Annotated in this window: 19 protein-coding genes and 1 tRNA gene; 8 read left to right on the top strand and 12 right to left on the bottom strand. The window is 53.8% G+C overall.

Features of this window, described 5'->3' with window-relative positions:
• Window positions 1–1,548 (bottom strand): urea ABC transporter permease subunit UrtB, encoded by a 1,548-nt coding sequence (gene urtB / locus L103DPR2_RS05685; RefSeq protein WP_156339862.1) that lies wholly within the window; start codon window positions 1,546–1,548, stop codon window positions 1–3.
• A 135-nt stretch (window positions 1,549–1,683) separates the two neighbouring features.
• Window positions 1,684–2,955: an urea ABC transporter substrate-binding protein gene (urtA, locus tag L103DPR2_RS05680; protein ID WP_055361884.1), complete on the bottom strand. Its 1,272-nt coding sequence runs from the start codon at window positions 2,953–2,955 to the stop codon at window positions 1,684–1,686.
• Between the two features lie 336 nt (window positions 2,956–3,291).
• Here urtA and ureA point away from each other — a divergent pair, with 336 nt between their 5' ends.
• The 8 genes from ureA (at window position 3,292) to L103DPR2_RS05640 (ending at window position 8,804) form a co-directional block, all read left to right on the top strand.
• Window positions 3,292–3,594, top strand: a complete 303-nt coding sequence (gene ureA / locus L103DPR2_RS05675; protein ID WP_055360138.1) for an urease subunit gamma — start codon at window positions 3,292–3,294, stop codon at window positions 3,592–3,594.
• 10 nt (window positions 3,595–3,604) lie between these two features.
• On the top strand, window positions 3,605–3,928 hold the full coding sequence (locus tag L103DPR2_RS05670; protein WP_055360137.1) for an urease subunit beta: 324 nt from the start codon (window positions 3,605–3,607) through the stop codon (window positions 3,926–3,928).
• A gap of 2 nt (window positions 3,929–3,930) precedes the next feature.
• Window positions 3,931–5,673, top strand: a complete 1,743-nt coding sequence (ureC, locus tag L103DPR2_RS05665; RefSeq protein ID WP_055360136.1) for an urease subunit alpha — start codon at window positions 3,931–3,933, stop codon at window positions 5,671–5,673.
• A 19-nt stretch (window positions 5,674–5,692) separates the two neighbouring features.
• A complete protein-coding gene (gene ureE, locus L103DPR2_RS05660) occupies window positions 5,693–6,244 on the top strand; it encodes an urease accessory protein UreE (RefSeq protein WP_055360135.1) in 552 nt (183 codons plus the stop codon).
• Complete coding sequence (locus L103DPR2_RS05655) at window positions 6,201–6,908, top strand: urease accessory protein UreF (RefSeq protein WP_082466860.1); 708 nt, start codon at window positions 6,201–6,203, stop codon at window positions 6,906–6,908. Before ureE ends, L103DPR2_RS05655 begins: the two co-directional genes overlap by 44 nt.
• Complete coding sequence (gene ureG, locus L103DPR2_RS05650) at window positions 6,902–7,558, top strand: urease accessory protein UreG (protein ID WP_055361883.1); 657 nt, start codon at window positions 6,902–6,904, stop codon at window positions 7,556–7,558. Before L103DPR2_RS05655 ends, ureG begins: the two co-directional genes overlap by 7 nt.
• A 91-nt stretch (window positions 7,559–7,649) precedes the next feature.
• Window positions 7,650–7,737: transfer RNA gene (locus L103DPR2_RS05645), tRNA-Ser, on the top strand.
• Window positions 7,738–7,820: 83 nt separating this feature from the next.
• Window positions 7,821–8,804 (top strand): Bug family tripartite tricarboxylate transporter substrate binding protein, encoded by a 984-nt coding sequence (locus tag L103DPR2_RS05640; RefSeq protein WP_082466859.1) that lies wholly within the window; start codon window positions 7,821–7,823, stop codon window positions 8,802–8,804.
• Window positions 8,805–8,829: 25 nt separating this feature from the next.
• Here L103DPR2_RS05640 and ccmI read toward each other — a convergent pair whose 3' ends face one another.
• The 10 genes from ccmI to L103DPR2_RS05590 form a co-directional block, all read right to left on the bottom strand.
• Window positions 8,830–10,113 carry a c-type cytochrome biogenesis protein CcmI gene (gene ccmI / locus L103DPR2_RS05635; protein WP_055360133.1) on the bottom strand — a complete coding sequence of 428 codons (1,284 nt, stop codon included), beginning with the start codon at window positions 10,111–10,113 and terminating at the stop codon, window positions 8,830–8,832.
• The gene (locus L103DPR2_RS05630) at window positions 10,110–10,601 is read right to left on the bottom strand and encodes a cytochrome c-type biogenesis protein (protein WP_231717692.1); all 492 of its coding nucleotides are present in this window, start codon (window positions 10,599–10,601) and stop codon (window positions 10,110–10,112) included. Before L103DPR2_RS05630 ends, ccmI begins: the two co-directional genes overlap by 4 nt.
• Window positions 10,602–10,619: 18 nt before the next feature.
• Window positions 10,620–11,207, bottom strand: a complete 588-nt coding sequence (locus tag L103DPR2_RS05625; RefSeq protein ID WP_055360132.1) for a DsbE family thiol:disulfide interchange protein — start codon at window positions 11,205–11,207, stop codon at window positions 10,620–10,622.
• An 18-nt stretch (window positions 11,208–11,225) separates the two neighbouring features.
• The gene (locus L103DPR2_RS05620; protein WP_055360131.1) at window positions 11,226–13,151 is read right to left on the bottom strand and encodes a heme lyase CcmF/NrfE family subunit; all 1,926 of its coding nucleotides are present in this window, start codon (window positions 13,149–13,151) and stop codon (window positions 11,226–11,228) included.
• Between the two features lie 65 nt (window positions 13,152–13,216).
• Window positions 13,217–13,663, bottom strand: coding sequence for a cytochrome c maturation protein CcmE (gene ccmE / locus L103DPR2_RS05615; RefSeq protein WP_055360130.1), 447 nt, complete (start codon window positions 13,661–13,663; stop codon window positions 13,217–13,219).
• Window positions 13,660–13,854 carry a heme exporter protein CcmD gene (ccmD, locus tag L103DPR2_RS05610; protein ID WP_055360129.1) on the bottom strand — a complete coding sequence of 65 codons (195 nt, stop codon included), beginning with the start codon at window positions 13,852–13,854 and terminating at the stop codon, window positions 13,660–13,662. The genes ccmE and ccmD overlap by 4 nt, the downstream gene beginning before the upstream one ends.
• A complete protein-coding gene (ccmC, locus tag L103DPR2_RS05605) occupies window positions 13,851–14,609 on the bottom strand; it encodes a heme ABC transporter permease CcmC (RefSeq protein ID WP_055361880.1) in 759 nt (252 codons plus the stop codon). Before ccmC ends, ccmD begins: the two co-directional genes overlap by 4 nt.
• Window positions 14,610–14,627: 18 nt before the next feature.
• Window positions 14,628–15,296 (bottom strand): heme exporter protein CcmB, encoded by a 669-nt coding sequence (gene ccmB / locus L103DPR2_RS05600; protein WP_055360128.1) that lies wholly within the window; start codon window positions 15,294–15,296, stop codon window positions 14,628–14,630.
• On the bottom strand, window positions 15,293–15,907 hold the full coding sequence (gene ccmA, locus L103DPR2_RS05595) for a cytochrome c biogenesis heme-transporting ATPase CcmA (RefSeq protein ID WP_055360127.1): 615 nt from the start codon (window positions 15,905–15,907) through the stop codon (window positions 15,293–15,295). Before ccmA ends, ccmB begins: the two co-directional genes overlap by 4 nt.
• Window positions 15,908–15,988: 81 nt before the next feature.
• The gene (locus L103DPR2_RS05590) at window positions 15,989–16,471 is read right to left on the bottom strand and encodes a hypothetical protein (RefSeq protein ID WP_055360126.1); all 483 of its coding nucleotides are present in this window, start codon (window positions 16,469–16,471) and stop codon (window positions 15,989–15,991) included.
• Window positions 16,472–16,512: the final 41 nt, after the last annotated feature.

The following is a 16,512-nucleotide window of genomic DNA, read 5'->3' as shown; positions in this document are numbered from 1 at the left end:
TCAAGCCTCCGCACTCCGACCCTTCATGGCAAAAATACCTTGCGGGCGTTTTTGGATGAAGATGATGATGAACACGAGGACACAAATTTTGGCCAACACGGCACCTGTCACACCTTCCAAGAGCTTGTTGACCAAGCCCAAACCAAGGGCAGCATACACAGTGCCAGCCAGTTGACCCACACCGCCCAACACAACCACCATGAAGGCATCGACGATGTAGTTCTGTCCTAAGTCAGGCCCCACATTGCCCACTTGACTGAGGGCACAGCCCGCCAGGCCAGCAATACCCGATCCCAAGGCAAACGCATACGTGTCTATGCGCGCCGTGTTCACGCCCATGCAGGACGCCATGGGACGGTTTTGCGTGACACCGCGAACAAACAGACCTAAACGTGTTTTGCCAATCACCAAAGACATGGCCAGCAGCACAGCCGCAGCAAAAGCAATGATCACCAAGCGGTTGTAAGGCAAGGTCAAATTGGACAAGACTTGAATGCCGCCACTCATCCAAGCGGGGTTTTCGACACCCACGTTTTGTGCGCCGAACAAAGAGCGGACCGCCTGCATCAAAATCAAACTGATGCCCCATGTGGCCAATAGAGACTCCAAAGGACGGCCATACAGATGACGCAAAACAGTGCGCTCTAAAAATGCACCCACCAAAGCAGATGCCAAGAAAGACAAAGGCACAGCCAGTAACAGGTAGGCATCAAAGTAACCTGGCAAATACTGACGGAAAAGCACTTGCACCACATAGGTGGCGTAGGCCCCAATCATCATCAGCTCGCCGTGGGCCATGTTGATCACACCCATCAAACCATAGGTGATGGCCAAGCCCAAAGCCACCAGCAACAATATAGATCCCAAGCTAGCGCCAGTGAAAAGCGCACCCAGGCGTTCACCATTTTTCAGGGCAGCCTCAATGGCTGTGAGAGATTTGCGCAGCTGTGCTTTCACTTGTGCATCGGTTTCTTCTGCCAAGCGCTGATTCAACAGGAGTTGCGTGTCAGGTGTTTGACTCTCAGCCAATCGCTGCGCTGAGGCCAAGCGAACGGCCGCGTCGGCATCGCCCAATTGGGCTGCCGCTTTGGCCAGCTGCAAAAGGTTTTTGAGGGCAGCGTGTTGTTCTTGTCCCAAGGCTTTGTTCAGCATAGGCAACTTGCTGGCATCAGGTTCTTTGAGCAAGGCCTTGATAGCCTGCTGACGCATGGCGGTGTCTGCACTGAACAATTTCAGCGCAGCCAATGCCGTTTCAATTTCGCCGCGAAAGCGGTTGTTGCTCACCACATCTTGTGCATCGGCGGGCAAGTCTTGTTTTTGCCCTGTGAGCGGATCAAGTGCTTTGCCAGCGCCAAAGCTGTCACGCACAATCCAAATTTTGTCGCCTGCCAATTTGACCGCATCGTCAGCCAACGCTTGCAGGAACACCAAGGTGTTCTCATCGCCCTGCGCCACCACTTTGTTCAGGGTTTCAATTCTTTGATCGGTCTCTCCGTCAACCAATCCTTTCATCTCTGCCAGGCTCATGGCCTTTACGGGGCTGGCCATGAAGGTCATTGCCAAAGATGAAACCAGGATAAAAATCACTGGCCAAGTTCTAAATCGAATCATGTTTCGTCTTTGCGAAATTCAAAAAAAAGAGGAAGGACGGCGTCGTCCTTCCTCTAGGACGAGCTTCAAAAATTACTTCTTGACAGGTTCGTCAGGCTTCACGTCGTTGCCAGGAATGTAGGGGCTCCATGGCTTGGCTTTCACAGGACCTGGTGTTTTCCAAACCACATTGAACTGGCCGTCGGCTTTGATTTCGCCAATGAACACAGACTTGTGCAAGTGGTGGTTTTTCTCATCCATCTTGGATGTGATGCCACTTGGCGCTGTGAAAGTTTGACCTGCCATGGCAGCAATCACTTTGTCTGTTTCAGTTGACTTGGCCTTCTCAACAGCTTGCTTCCACATGTTGATACCAATGTAGGTGGCTTCCATCGGGTCATTGGTCAAAGGCTTGTCTTTGTGACCAGCGATGTTTTTAGCCTTGGCGTATGCAGCCCACTTTTTGGTGAACTCGTCGTTGGCTGGGTTCTTGATGCTCATGAAATAGTTCCATGCAGCCAAGTGACCGACCAAAGGCTTGGTGTCCACACCACGCAGTTCTTCTTCACCCACAGAGAACGCAACCACAGGCACGTCTTTGGCCTTCAAGCCTGCATTGCCCAATTCTTTGTAGAAAGGCACGTTGGAGTCACCGTTGATGGTGGACACCACAGCTGTTTTACCGCCAGCTGAGAATTTCTTGATATCAGCCACGATGGTTTGGTAGTCAGAGTGACCGAAGGGCGTGTATTTTTCGTCGATGTCAGACTCTTTCACGCCTTTGCTCTTCAAGTAAGCGCGCAAAATTTTGTTGGTGGTACGGGGGTACACATAGTCAGTGCCAAGCAAGACCCAACGCTTGGCAGCGCCGCCGTCTTTGCTCATCAAATAGTCAACAGCTGGAATGGCTTGCTGGTTGGGTGCAGCGCCTGTATAGAACACATTCTTTGACAACTCTTCACCTTCGTACTGCACGGGGTAGAACAGCAAGCCGTTCATTTCTTCAACCACGGGCAACACAGATTTACGTGACACAGAAGTCCAGCAACCAAAGATCACGGACACTTTGTCTTGACCCAAGAGCTGCTTTGTTTTTTCTGCAAACAAAGGCCAGTTAGAAGCAGGGTCAACCACCACGGGTTCCAATTTCTTACCCAACACACCGCCTTTGGCGTTGATTTCATCGATGGCCATCAACACGGTGTCTTTCAACACGGTTTCAGAAATGGCCATGGTGCCAGACAAGCTGTGCAAGATGCCCACTTTGATGGTGTTAGAGGTTTGAGCCTGAACTGAGAAAGACAAGCCACCAGCCACAAGCGCAGAAGCCAGGGCCAAGGCTTTGAGATTGCCACGACGATTCAACATAAGAGCACTCCAATCAGAAAAAGAAGGTTGGTAAACAAGCGAAGAACTGCAACGCTGTGTCACCTTCTGCAAGGGCTGTGCCAACCCATTGGTTTTCCCTTGGTTTCAGAGGGAACAAAAATGAATCATGTGAAATTTCTTAAACTTAATGCCTAGAGGTCATGCAGCGACATGCACGCGACATCGGGCCGAATGAACCAATTTTGTGCATCACAAACAAAATCGCACCAAAAACAACTCGCACAGTTGCGGTGCAAGACTTGGATTCAGAATTTCTTGGGGCATGCTAGTTGCTTGAGTTAAGCTTGAATCTGATTTTCTTAAGAGTGCACCATGGAACTCACACCTCGCGAAAAAGACAAACTCCTGATATTCACGGCCGGCCTTCTGGCTGAAAGGCGAAAAGCCCGTGGCCTCAAACTCAACTACCCCGAAGCTGTGGCCTACATCAGCGCAGCCGTCATGGAAGGCGCCCGCGATGGCAAAACTGTGGCGCAGTTGATGAGTGAGGGCCGCACCCTGCTCACCCGCGCAGACGTGATGGACGGCATTGCCGAGATGATCCCCGACATCCAGGTGGAAGCCACCTTCCCCGACGGCACCAAACTGGTGACGGTGCATCAACCCATTGTTTAAGGACGACACCATGATTCCCGGTGAACTGATCACAGACGACGGCGTGCACACCCTCAATCCAGGCCGCAGAACCCTCACGCTGGTGGTGCAAAACGGTGGCGATCGCCCCATTCAAGTGGGATCGCACTACCACTTTGCTGAAACCAATGGTGCCTTGGTCTTCGATCGCACGGCCGCCCAAGGCATGCGCTTGAACATTGCAGCAGGTACAGCGGTCCGGTTTGAACCCGGCCAGCAACGCACGGTTGAATTGGTGGACTACAGCGGACATCGCGAGGTCTATGGCTTTAGAGCATTGGTAAACGGCGCATTGCCTGCCGCAAAAGGAAATTGATCATGGCGACCATTGGCAAACGCGCTTACGCAGAAATGTTTGGCCCCACCGTGGGTGACCGAGTTCGCTTGGCCGACACAGACTTGTTGATCGAAGTTGAAAAAGACTTCACCTTGTTGGCGGGCGGTTACGGTGAAGAAGCCAAATTTGGCGGCGGCAAAACCATCCGCGACGGCATGTCGCAATCACAACGAACACGCGATGGCACGGGCACAGGCCCGCAAGCGGGCGGCGCTGTCGACACCGTCATGACCAATGCCTTGATCATCGATCACTGGGGCATTGTGAAGGCCGACATTGGTCTCAAAGGCGGCCGCATTGTGGCCATTGGCAAAGCAGGCAACCCCGATACGCAACCCGGCATTGACATCATCATTGGCCCCGGCACCGAGGTCATCAGCTGCGAAGGCAACATCGTCACGGCTGGCGGTATCGACACGCACATTCACTTCATTGCCCCTCAGCAAATTGAAGAGGCCTTGGCCAGCGGCGTCACCACCATGATCGGTGGCGGCACGGGCCCAGCCACTGGCACCTTTGCCACAACCTGCACACCCGGCGCATGGAACATCGAGCGCATGATGCAAGCGGCTGATGCCTTTCCCATGAATTTGGGATTTCTCGGCAAAGGCAATGCGGCATTGCCCGGCTCACTGCATGAACAAATCAATGCAGGCGCCATTGGCCTGAAACTTCACGAAGACTGGGGCACCACACCTGCCGCCATCGACAACTGTTTGAACGTGGCCGAAGAAACCGACACACAGGTTGCCATTCACACAGACACCCTGAACGAATCTGGTTTTGTGGAAGACACCGTGGCAGCCTTTAAAGGGCGCACCATTCACACCTTCCACACTGAAGGTGCAGGCGGCGGTCATGCCCCCGACATTTTGAAAGTGGTGGGCGAAGCCAATGTGCTGCCTTCCTCTACCAACCCAACGCGACCCTACACCATCAACACCCTCGATGAACACGTGGACATGCTGATGGTTTGCCATCACTTGGACCCGTCCATTGCCGAGGACTTGGCGTTTGCCGAAAGCCGCATCCGCAAAGAAACCATTGCTGCCGAAGACATCTTGCATGACTTGGGTGCCATCAGCATGTTCAGCTCCGACAGCCAGGCCATGGGCCGCGTGGGTGAGGTGATTTTGCGTTGCTGGCAAACGGCTCACAAAATGAAAATGCAGCGCGGCAAGTTGCCGGGCGACACGGATCGCAACGACAACTCGCGCGTCAAGCGCTACATCGCCAAGCTTTGCATCAACCCCGCCATTGCGCACGGCATCAGCCACGAAGTGGGCAGCATTGAAGTGGGCAAGTGGGCCGATTTGGTGGTCTGGAGACCTGCATTCTTTGGCGTCAAGCCTGCGCTCATTCTGAAAGGCGGCTTCATTGCCATGGCGGCCATGGGCGACCCCAATGCCTCCATCCCAACGCCTCAGCCTGTGCACTACCGCCCCATGTTTGGCAGCTATGGGGGTGCGTTGGCTCGCGGGTCACTCACTTTCGTTTCGCAGGCCGGTCTTGCTGCTGGCGTGGATCAAAAGTATGGTTTGCAAAAAACCTTGTCTGCCGTGAAAGGTATTCGCGGTGTGGGCAAGCGCCACATGATTAACAACGACTACGCCCCCAAAATGGAAGTGGATGCGCAAACCTATGCGGTGCGCGCCGATGGTTTGTTGCTCACGTGTGACCCAGCCGTGAGCTTGCCCATGACGCAGCGTTACTTCTTGTTCTGATCAGGCGCCCTGTCTTTCCATGCTCACCTGCTCAAAAGTAATTGCACAAGGTCAAGGCTTGGCGCAGGCGCTGATCAAGCGCGCGCCAACGGTGTCTTTAGATTGGGACGTTCGACAAAAGAGCCGTTTTCAAACAGAAGACTCCACGGGTCGCGTGCTGTCGGTGTTTTTGCAACGCGGCCATGTGGTGCGCGGCGGTGATGTGTTGGTGGCAGACGATGGCAGTTTGATCAAGGTGGAAGCAGCGCCGCAAACTTTGATGCGCATCACGGCCTGCACGGCACATGGCTCTCCCTTTGATCTCACACGCGCGGCCTATCACTTGGGCAATCGCCATGTGCCCATTGAACTTCAACCCAATCACCTCCAAATTGAACCCGACAACGTGTTGGCAGAAATGCTTCGCGCCATGCATTTGATTGTGAACACTGTAGAAGAAGCATTTGAGCCCGAAGGCGGCGCTTACGGTTCGCATCATGGCGGGTCAGGTCACAGCCACAGTGACGAAGCAGCGCACGGTCATGGACATGACCACGCTCACGGCCATTCACATCACGACCATGGCCACTGAACTTCTCCAACTCATTTGGTTGGCTTCGCCTGCTTTGCCGGTGGGCGGCTTCTCTTATTCTGAAGCCTTAGAAGCTGCCATCGATCACGAGCACGTCCATGACGAAGCCTCCTGTGCAGATTGGCTGGCCGATCAACTGCATCTGTCGCAGGCCCGAGGTGACATGGCCCTGATGGCGCAAGCCATTCCCGCTTGGCAAGCCATGAACACCGATCGATTGAAAGATTTAAGCCAGTGGGTTCACACCACTCGCGAAACGCACGAAATGCGTTTGCAAACCGAGCAAATGGGCAGGTCCCTGTTGGACTGGCTGCGTATTCAAAACAAAGCCACAGAGACCGCATTAAAGCTGTGCAGCGAAATGCGCCCCACCTACCCCATGGCCATGTCTTTGGCCTTGTCGCTGGCCAATGCCCCGCTAGATCAAGCGCTTCAAGCCTATGCCTTTGGCTGGGCCGAAAACATGACGCAAGCCGCACTCAAAGCAGTTCCCTTGGGCCAGGTATCTGGCCAAAAAATACTGGCCCGACTGGCCCAAGAAATTCCCGATGCTGTGCAACACGCCATCGCTTTAAGCGATGACCAACGCCAAGCTTTTTGTCCCATGCTGGCCGTGATGTCGGCCAGACACGAAACCCAATACTCCAGACTCTTTCGATCATGACCGCACTGCACCACATTCCCAACCGCACCAAAAAACTGCCACCGCTTCGCGTGGGCATTGGTGGCCCCGTGGGTTCCGGCAAAACCACCCTCTTGGAAATGCTCTGCAAAAGCATGCGCCAAAAATGGGACTTGGTGGCCATCACCAACGACATTTACACCAAAGAAGACCAACGCTTGCTCACCGTCAGTGGCGCGCTGGATGCCGATCGCATCATGGGCGTTGAAACTGGCGGCTGCCCGCACACCGCCATTCGCGAAGACGCGTCCATCAACCTTGAAGCCATCGACCGCATGCTGAAAAAATTTCCGAACGCCGACGTGGTGTTCGTGGAAAGCGGTGGCGACAACTTGGCCGCCACATTCAGCCCCGAACTGTCCGACCTCACCATCTACGTGATTGACGTGGCCGCCGGCGAAAAAATCCCCCGCAAAGGCGGCCCTGGTATTACCAAGAGCGACCTCTTCGTCATCAACAAAACCGACCTGGCCCCCTACGTCGGCGCCGACCTCGACGTGATGCATGCCGACACCACCCGCATGCGCACCACTGCCAAAGGCCTCAAACCCTTCGTCATGACCAACCTCAAAACCCAAACCGGCCTGGCCGACGTCATCGCTTACATCGAAACCCAAGGCATGCTCGTTTAATTTAAATGGGGTCAGATCAACATTAATTTTCGCCCTTCCTGCCTGAAACGCCCCAATTTGAGCCTAGAACAAGGTTACAATTCCCCCCGCTGGAAGTGTGGCAGAGTGGTCGATTGCACCGGTCTTGAAAACCGGCGGCTCGAAAGGGTCCGTGAGTTCGAATCTCACCGCTTCCGCCAGTTACAAACCCTAAGCAATTGATTTGCTTAGGGTTTTTTTGTATCTGTGCGATTTGTGCACAATGCAGTTCAAGGAGAAACACATGCTGAAACGACACCTGAACCAAATCACTGTGGCGCTCGCCTTGGCCGCCACCTTGCCGCTGAGCTTTGCGCAAAGCGCAGCGCCTTCTTGGCCCTCCAAACCCATCAAGTTGATAGTGCCCTACGCTGCTGGCGGTCCAGCCGATGTGGTTGCACGTGAGTTGGCATTGGTCCTCACCGCAGATTTGAAACAACCCGTCACCGTCGAAAACCAAGGCGGCGGCATGGGCGTGCCGGCCTTGGGCGTTGTGACACGTGCAGAACCCGATGGACACACCTTGCTGTTGGCCGCGTTTGGCAACATGGTGCTGCAACCTATGTTGAGCAAAAAAGGCGGCGCAGATTTGGTCGCCAAACTCAAACCTGTGTCGACCATCTCTACAGGCCCTCACGTGTTGGTGGTCTCAGCCAAGCTGCCCGTTAAAAACATGCCCGAATTGATCGACTACGCGCGCGCCAACCCAGGCAAAGTGAGTTTTGCATCGGCGGGCACTGGTGGCACCGCGCACTTGGGCATGGAAATGTTCAAAGCACTTTCCAAAACGGATGTGATCCATGTGCCCTATAAAGGCAGCGCAGGCGCCGTGAACGATTTGATTTCCGGCGAAGTCAGCGCCATGTTCAGCAGCTTGCCTTCTCTTCAAGGTTTGGCCGACAAAGGCTTGGTCAAAGTGTTGGCAGCCACGGCACCCAGCAAATCCAACGCCACCAAATCCTTGCCCCTCATTGGTTCGGCATTGCCTGGCTTTGACTACACCACGTGGTACGCCATGTACGCACCACTGGCCACCTCCAAGCCTGTGGTCGATGCCATCAACAGCGCCCTTACCAAGGCTTTGAAAACGCCCGCCTTGGTGGCCAAAATTGAAGCTGCCGGCACTGAACTGCAAGCAGGCTCACCCGAAGAAGTGCAAGCCTGGACTCAGCGGGACACCGAGAAGTGGTCGCGCGTCATTCGCGATGCCAAGATCGCCATTGAATAAAGTGCAAGGGCATTGATCCAGGAGATCAAGGAATCTGATCCTTGATTTCCAGCTTCAAGCCTTTAGAGCCCACTTTCACTGGACCTAAAGTACCCGCCAAATCGCCCGACTGTGGCATGGCGTTGCCCGACTTAGAGACACGCACCTTGACCAACACTTCACCAGCGCCCGAGAGTTTTCGCTCGGGTGTCATGGCGGTGGAATCGTCTAATGTGAATGCCAAAGGCAGTTGGGCTACTGTGGTTTTGAAGATGGCCAAAGGCATGCGCTCACCATTGGCTGGTGTGGCATAAATGAATACCACATCCGAAGGCTTCACCTTGCCCTTGAGTGCTTCCGCTATGGCAACTTGACCCGACACAGTCAAGCCAGTGCTTGCGGCACCGGAAGTGTTAGCAGAAGGTGATGCGGCAGGCGTCTGCGCGGCATTCATCTGAGCCGAAGGGCCCTTGGCAACTTGAGCGGGCATGCCCAGTTTTTTCTGCACTGAGGCAATGGCCTCGTCTAAGCCAGGCACATCAGGGTTGTCGGCTGCCAAGGGCTTGCGGGCTTGTTGCCAATACTTCAAAGCATCGGCATATTTTTCGTGCGAGTAAGAGGCACTTCCCGCCATCAACAAGGCACCATAGTTTTGCGGGTCGCGTTGCAAAATATCACGAATCACAGTCCAAGGCTCACCTTCAAAGTTGCCTTGTGATTTCATGGCCAATACTTCCACGCGCTCGAGCTTCAAATCGTCATCAGCAGACAACTTCAAAGCGCGGTCGTAGGCTTGCACAGAAGCATCAAACTTCTCGAGAGTGCGGTAGGTTCGGCCCAACATCACCCAACCCTGAAGGTTGTCGGGCTTGTCGTTTAATTTTTGGGCCAAGCTTTCGGCCATTTGGAGCAATTGGGTGGGATCAACCTTGTCGTTGGATTGAACGGCCATGGGATTGAGTGCATCGGGCTCACCTACCCACATGTACATGCCCACCGCTGACAAAGGCAAGGCCACGGCCACCAACACAGCAGTCCACAAGGCCGGCTTTTCTTGTTTTGCGACAGGATCGTCTTGTGCGGAAGTGTCCTCCAACAAGCGCATGCTTAATTCATCGCGTGACTGTTGCCACTCGGCATCGCTGATGTGGCCACTCTCATGCTCGCGGTCAAGGTCCGCAATTTGATCTCGGTACACCTTTGCATTGGCTTTGGCCTGACTGGCATGCGTCACCACGGGACGTTGACGCAGCAAGACCCACATCAAAACGCCAGCCACACACAACACCATGCCCAGCGCCAACACAACAAACAACACATTGGCACTCATGATGCGTCTCCAGACTTCAGAATTTCTTGAACCTTGCGTCGATCTTCTTCGCTCAGTTCTTGTTGAAGGGGCTTCTCCGTTTGGCGTTGACGCAAGTAAAGGGCCATGCCCACAACACCGAGGACCAATAGCAGAAAGGGGCCAAACCACAAGACCCATGTGAGGGGTTTCACTTCTGGGCGATACAGGACAAAGTCACCGTAGCGCGTCACCAGATATTCTTTGATTTGCGTATCGCTTTTGTTGTCCCGAATGAGTTTCCTCACCTCTTCGCGCAAATCGTTGGCCAACTCAGCACGTGAGGATGCCAAGGACTCGTTTTGACACACCAGGCAACGCAACTCTTCAGAAATGTGAATCAAACGTTTTTCAACCAGTGGATCTTCTGCCAAGGGCGCGGCTTCTTTGGCTTGCACAGCGGAAAACGCAGTGACCATGGCAAAGGCCATGACTGCCAACAGCTTGAAACAGGGGGCATTCAATGTCATGAGAGCTTTCACAATGCTTTAGGAAGCATTCAATTTCTGCACCAAGGGCATGATGGTGGATTGCAGTAAATCCGGTGTGACTACGCCAACGCGCTTGTAACGAATGACGCCTTCTTTGTCGATCACATAAGTCTCTGGCACACCGTAGACACCATAGTCAATGCCGACACGGCCATCCAAATCCAGGACGGACAATGCATAAGGATTGCCATGGCGGCTGAGCCACAACTGACTGCGCTCACGTGCAAGTTTGAGTTTTTCTTCAGGCGTGAATTTGCGACCTGCAGGCTCGTCTTGCGCTTGCACTTCTTTGTAGCTCAAGCCAACGATGGGCAATTGATTGGCCTTGGAAAACGCCACCAACACAGGATGCTCTTCGCGGCAAGCCACACACCAAGTGGCCCACACATTCATCATCCAAACTTTGCCCTTCATGTCTGCCGGACCAAATTTGGGTGCGTTGGCATCCAAGGTATAGAGCTCAAAAGCAGGCGCAGGCTTGCCGACCAAGGGGGATGGAATTTCACGCGGATCGCGGTTCAGACCAACCGCCAGAAAGGCGACCAATCCAAAAAAGAGCACCAAGGGAATTAAAAACTTTTTCACAACATGCCTCCAGGCGGCTTAGCTCAAACTGTCAGCCGATTTGCGATAGCGTCGATCACTGACGGCCAACAAGCCACCCAAGACCATCAAGATGGCGCCGTACCAGAGCCAGGACACAAAGGGCTTGTAAAACACCCGCACGCTCCACTGCGGTTTGTCGCCTTCAATCGATTCACCCAAGGACACATAAAGGTCGCGGAACAAACCGGAGTCGATGGCCGCCTCGGTCATGGGCATGGCTGATGAGAAATACTTGCGCTTCTCGGGATGCAACACTTCCAGGAATTGATTGTCTTTGCTAACCTTGATTTCACCGCGAATAGCTTTGTAATTCGGGCCATCCACATTGGAAACGCCCACCAATTCAAAGTCGTAGTTCTCGATGGTCACGGTGTCGTTCAAACCCATGCGAACATCACGCTCCACCTCGTAGCCTTTGACCAAGGTGACACCCACCACCACCACCGCAATGCCCAAGTGTGCCAAATGCATGCCCCAGAACGAGGGCGGTATGCGGCCTGGTTTTTTGACGCGCTCCACAATTTGCAGGATCAAGCCCACAAACACCCAAGTGGCCAAGGCCATGCCCATGGCACTCAGCCAATTGCCTTTTTCAGTAAAGCCCCAAATAAAGACAGCGACCAGCACGGCTGCCAACGCAGGAATGCGCATGGCAAGACCCAAGGTTTTCCAACGAGCCTCACGCCAGTGTGCAATGCCGCCTGGCACCATCAGAAACACCACGGGCACCATCAAGGGCACAAACACCGCATTGAAATATGGCGCGCCCACCGACAACTTGCCCAAGTTCAAAGCATCCACGATGAGCGGGTAAACCGTACCCAACAAGACCGCGCCCGTGGCAACCACCAACAACACACTGTTGGTGAGCAGCATGGACTCACGCGATACCAAACCAATCTTGCCACCCAATGTCGCTTTGGGTGCACGCCAGGCAAACAGCGTGAGTGAGATGCCCACCACCAAAGCCAGGAAGATCAAGATGAACACACCGCGGCGAGGATCTGCGGCAAATGCGTGAACCGATGTCAACACACCGGAGCGAACCAAAAATGTGCCGAGCAATGACAATGAAAATGCACCAATGGCCAACAGCACCGACCAAGCTTTGAAACCACCGCGCTTGTCGGTCACCATCAAAGCGTGAATGAGGGCAGTGCCAAACAACCATGGCATGAGCGAGGCGTTTTCAACAGGGTCCCAGAACCACCATCCGCCCCAACCCAACTCGTAATAGGCCCACCAGGAGCCCAGCGCAATGCCGGCTGTCATGAAGACCCACGCCACCACCGTCCAAGGACGTGACCAACGCGCCCATGCTGCATCCATGCGACCGGACAACAAAGCGGACAAGGCAAATGCAAATGCGACCGAGAAGCCCACATAGCCCATGTACAACATCGGCGGGTGAATGACCAAACCGGGGTCTTGCAACAAGGGGTTCAAATCACGACCATCTGGCGCGGCGGGCAGCAAACGCTCAAATGGACTGGAGGTGGTCAAGATGAACATCAAAAAGCCGGTCGACACCCAACCCAAAATGCCTATGACGCGTGCCACCATCGCCAAGGGCAAGCTGCGAGAAAACAATGCAACAGCCAGCGTCCAGCCTGCCAACATCAAAACCCACAACAGCAAAGACCCTTCGTGGCCACCCCAGACCGATGCAAACTTATATTGCGAAGGCAGCAAGGAGTTGGAGTGCTCGGCAATGTACTTGATTGAAAAGTCATCGGTCAGTGCGCCGTGTGCCAACACACCAAATGAAAATGCGATCAACAAAAACTGCAAGACTGCAGCAGGCCTTGCCAAGGCTTGCCAACGCTGATGGTCGTTGACCGTTCCGGCCAACGGCAAGAGACCTTGAATCAGCGCCACGCATGCTGCCAAGATCAAGGCAAAGTGGCCAATTTCTACAATCATTCCAGACTCTTTTCTATGGGTGCACTAAGACTTCACAAGAACAGCTTCATGTGAAGTCTTCAAATTCAGGGTTTAACGGATTCTGCTGCTTTCGCAGCTGCAGCTTTGTCCAAAGCATGTTTGGCTTCAGGCGGCATGTAGTTCTCATCGTGCTTGGCCAAGACCTCAGAGGCCGTGAATTGCTTGTCGTCCGACAATTTACCTTGCGCCACGACGCCCTTGCCTTCTTTGAACAAATCGGGCAACAAACCTTTGTAGGACACAGGCACATCGTGCGCAAAATCGGTCACCACAAACTGCACGTTTTCGCCATCTTTTTTCAAACTGCCTTCCTTCACCATGCCGCCCACTCGAAAGGCTCGGCCTTGGGGTGCCTCTCCTTGAGACACTTGGGTTGGCGTGAAGAAGAACACCAAATTGCTTTGAAATGCATTCAAGACAAACATGCCTGCGATGGCCAACGCTGCGACAGCCGCAGTGATGAGCAAAAATCGTTGATGCCGCGGTTTCATCTCTGCCAATCCTTTCCTTGCGTTTGTGCAGCAGCCAGCTCTTGTGCCACTTGCGACAGCGCCTTGGCGCGTGCCTGCTGAACCCACCACATCTCAATGAGGATGAGCGCTGCGGTCACGCCAAAACTTCCCCAGACATACACGCCATAGCCACCCATGGCCCAAAAGTCTGACCAACTGTTCCAAATCATGATTGCGCCTCCATGGCCTTGGCTTTGACTTCAGGCAAATCGGCCACCCACTGCGCATGACGCTCCCGAATCAAGATGATGCTTCGGACACGGTACAAAGCCATGGCAATGGCGTACATCCAAAATGCAACACCCATGATCAACATGGCTTCCAACATGATTTGCGCCATGCTGGAGCCTTTGGTCAGTGACACAGAAGCACCCTGATGAAGCGTATTCCACCACTTCACAGAAAAATAAATCACGGGCACATTGAGAGCCCCTACCAAAGCCAAGATACCGCCTGCTTTGTCTGCACGGCGCGGATCGTCAATGGCACTGGTTAAGGCGATGTAGCCCAGATACAAAAAGAACAAAATCAACTCAGACGTCAAGCGAGCGTCCCAAACCCACCAGGCACCCCACATGGGTTTGCCCCAAAGCGCGCCAGTCCACAGCGACAAAAATGCAAAGATGGCGCCTGTGGGCGCGAGTGCGCGGCCCATCATGCCGGACAAGCGGGTGTTGAAAGTCAAACCCAACAATGCCCAAAAAGCCATGGCCAAGTAAATCACCATGGACATCCATGACGCGGGCACATGCACAAAGATGATTCGATAGCCCTCACCTTGTTGAAAATCAGTAGGCGCCACAAACATGCCCAGCCACAAACCCCACACCGTTAAACCCGTGGCCAACAAAGCAAACACTGGCCACAACTTTCCCGCTAGCGGATAGAAGTTTTGAGGCGAAGCGTAATGAAAAAGTTTTTGCATCATTGGGTTAACCCATTCTTATGATTCAAGTGCAATTCGAAGTGATGCTGCGCTGGCCCAGGGGCAGAACACAGCGGCCACTAGAGCCATGGCCGCCAAGATGGACAAGTGCGCTGAAGCACCCAAACCACTGATCTCAGCTTGAACAGCACCTGCACCAAATACCAAGGCAGGCACATACAAAGGCAAGACCAACAGAGACAACAACACATCGCCACCGCGAACACCCAGCGTGAGCGCAGCGCCAATGGCTCCGATGAGCGACAAAATGGGCGTCCCCAACAACAAGCTGAGCGTCAAAATCCAAAGGGCATTGGCCGACAAGTCAAATTGCAAACCCAAAACAGGCGCCAACAGCACCAGCGGCAGTCCCGACAGCAACCAATGCGCCAAAATTTTAGCGGCCACCAACATCGACAAACTGTTGGGCGACAGGGCCATTTGCTCCAGCGTGCCATCGGCATGGTCGGCGGCAAACATGCGCCCCAGAGACAGCATGCTGGCCAACAGCGCACCCACCCACAAAATGCCAGGCGCCACCAAGCGCAAAGTGTTCATTTCGGGACCAATTCCCAGTGGGAACAAAGCGGCCACCACCACAAAGAAAAACACGGAGGTGATGACTTCGTTCTTGCGCCGAAGGGCCAAGGTGAGATCGCGTCGAACGATGGCAACAAAGGCGCTCATGCCGTCAACCTGTAGCTAAAGCCCACGCCGCCCAAGCTCACGGCCTGGTGGCTGGTGAATAACACCAGACCCTGATGGGCCAAATGGCTGTTGATGACCTGCGTCAACGCGTTCTGAGCAGCGGCGTCCAAGGCCACAAAAGGTTCATCCAAGATCCACAGCTTGGCAGAACTGACCAGCAAGCGTGCCAGCGCCGTACGCCTTTTTTGACCTTGTGACAACACCCGCACAGGCAAATGCTCTCTGCCGCGCAAGCCCAACTGCGCCAGGGCTTTCAAGGCATCCTCAGGCTTGAGGGGGCGGCCTGCGACGGCCGCATCGGCGCGCAGGTTTTCCATGGGGGTCAGATCTTCTTTAAGGGCCAATTGGTGACCCAAATAAGCCAAATCGGCACGAAAAGCCTCTGGATTTTGAACCACAGGCTGGTGATTCCAAGAGATTTCGCCCTCTTCAAGGGCACTCAGGCCGCATGCCAAACGCAGCAGGCTGGTTTTACCAACCCCATTGTCACCTTCGAGGTGCAGCCACTGGCCGGGTTGGAGGGTGAATGAAACGCCTGAAAACAGCCGTTTGTCACCCTTTGAGCAGGAAAGATTGGAAACACTGAGCATGTGGCTGAATCATCGCAGAACAAGACCATTCAGAATTGATTCAGGTCAAAAATAAAGGGTCAATTGACTAAGCCTTTGATTTTAACTGCCCGCGTTGTTGCCTGAGTTGTTGCCTGCGTCGGTTCCTGCATTCGCAGCCAACTCCCTTGCCTGCTTTTCGGCCTCAGCCTTTCGATACAAACTCAACACGTTGGGCAGGCGTTCCAGCATTTCAACCCACTCATATTCGTAGGGTAATCCGATCCAATCGCCATTGGCCTTCAAGCCTGCAATGCACGCTTTGATTTTGTGGCGCGCCACATCAAAGCTTTGCAACTCTGCCTCGGTCAAAGATTCTCGTTTGTTTTTCGAAATCTCAGCTTCCAACAACACCAGCACATCGTGCTGAACGGCCAGATCATGCTTGAGAGACTCTGAAGAACGGGGACCGGTATGGGGGTGCTGTATTTCCTCGAGTTTTTCTGTAATTTCTTTGAAGTTTTGTTGCGTCTGAAAGTAAAAAATCAAAAAACCAGCGAGCAAGATGAACAGCACGCACAAAACCAACAACAAAAAATTGTCCATACAGGACCTCACTTCATAGATTGGGTTTCATCCTACTCAAG

This window comes from Limnohabitans sp. 103DPR2, from assembly GCF_001412575.1.
Taxonomy (GTDB): Bacteria; Pseudomonadota; Gammaproteobacteria; order Burkholderiales; family Burkholderiaceae_C; genus Limnohabitans_A.
The sequence above is the reverse complement of the archived record's forward strand: the minus strand, read 5'-3'. Positions and strand labels throughout refer to the sequence as shown.

Coding starts and splice junctions, on each gene's coding strand:
- L103DPR2_RS05630 (WP_231717692.1), bottom strand. CDS start 10,601: ATGACATTGAATGCCCCCTGTTTCAAGCTGTTGGCAGTCATGGCCTTT.
- ureA (WP_055360138.1), top strand. CDS start 3,292: ATGGAACTCACACCTCGCGAAAAAGACAAACTCCTGATATTCACGGCC.
- ccmC (WP_055361880.1), bottom strand. CDS start 14,609: ATGCAAAAACTTTTTCATTACGCTTCGCCTCAAAACTTCTATCCGCTA.
- ccmA (WP_055360127.1), bottom strand. CDS start 15,907: ATGCTCAGTGTTTCCAATCTTTCCTGCTCAAAGGGTGACAAACGGCTG.
- L103DPR2_RS05655 (WP_082466860.1), top strand. CDS start 6,201: ATGACCACGCTCACGGCCATTCACATCACGACCATGGCCACTGAACTT.
- ureC (WP_055360136.1), top strand. CDS start 3,931: ATGGCGACCATTGGCAAACGCGCTTACGCAGAAATGTTTGGCCCCACC.
- ccmE (WP_055360130.1), bottom strand. CDS start 13,663: ATGAAACCGCGGCATCAACGATTTTTGCTCATCACTGCGGCTGTCGCA.
- urtB (WP_156339862.1), bottom strand. CDS start 1,548: ATGGCCAGCCCCGTAAAGGCCATGAGCCTGGCAGAGATGAAAGGATTG.
- L103DPR2_RS05670 (WP_055360137.1), top strand. CDS start 3,605: ATGATTCCCGGTGAACTGATCACAGACGACGGCGTGCACACCCTCAAT.
- L103DPR2_RS05620 (WP_055360131.1), bottom strand. CDS start 13,151: ATGATTGTAGAAATTGGCCACTTTGCCTTGATCTTGGCAGCATGCGTG.
- L103DPR2_RS05590 (WP_055360126.1), bottom strand. CDS start 16,471: ATGGACAATTTTTTGTTGTTGGTTTTGTGCGTGCTGTTCATCTTGCTC.
- ccmD (WP_055360129.1), bottom strand. CDS start 13,854: ATGATTTGGAACAGTTGGTCAGACTTTTGGGCCATGGGTGGCTATGGC.
- ureE (WP_055360135.1), top strand. CDS start 5,693: ATGCTCACCTGCTCAAAAGTAATTGCACAAGGTCAAGGCTTGGCGCAG.
- ccmB (WP_055360128.1), bottom strand. CDS start 15,296: ATGAGCGCCTTTGTTGCCATCGTTCGACGCGATCTCACCTTGGCCCTT.
- L103DPR2_RS05640 (WP_082466859.1), top strand. CDS start 7,821: ATGCTGAAACGACACCTGAACCAAATCACTGTGGCGCTCGCCTTGGCC.
- ccmI (WP_055360133.1), bottom strand. CDS start 10,113: ATGAGTGCCAATGTGTTGTTTGTTGTGTTGGCGCTGGGCATGGTGTTG.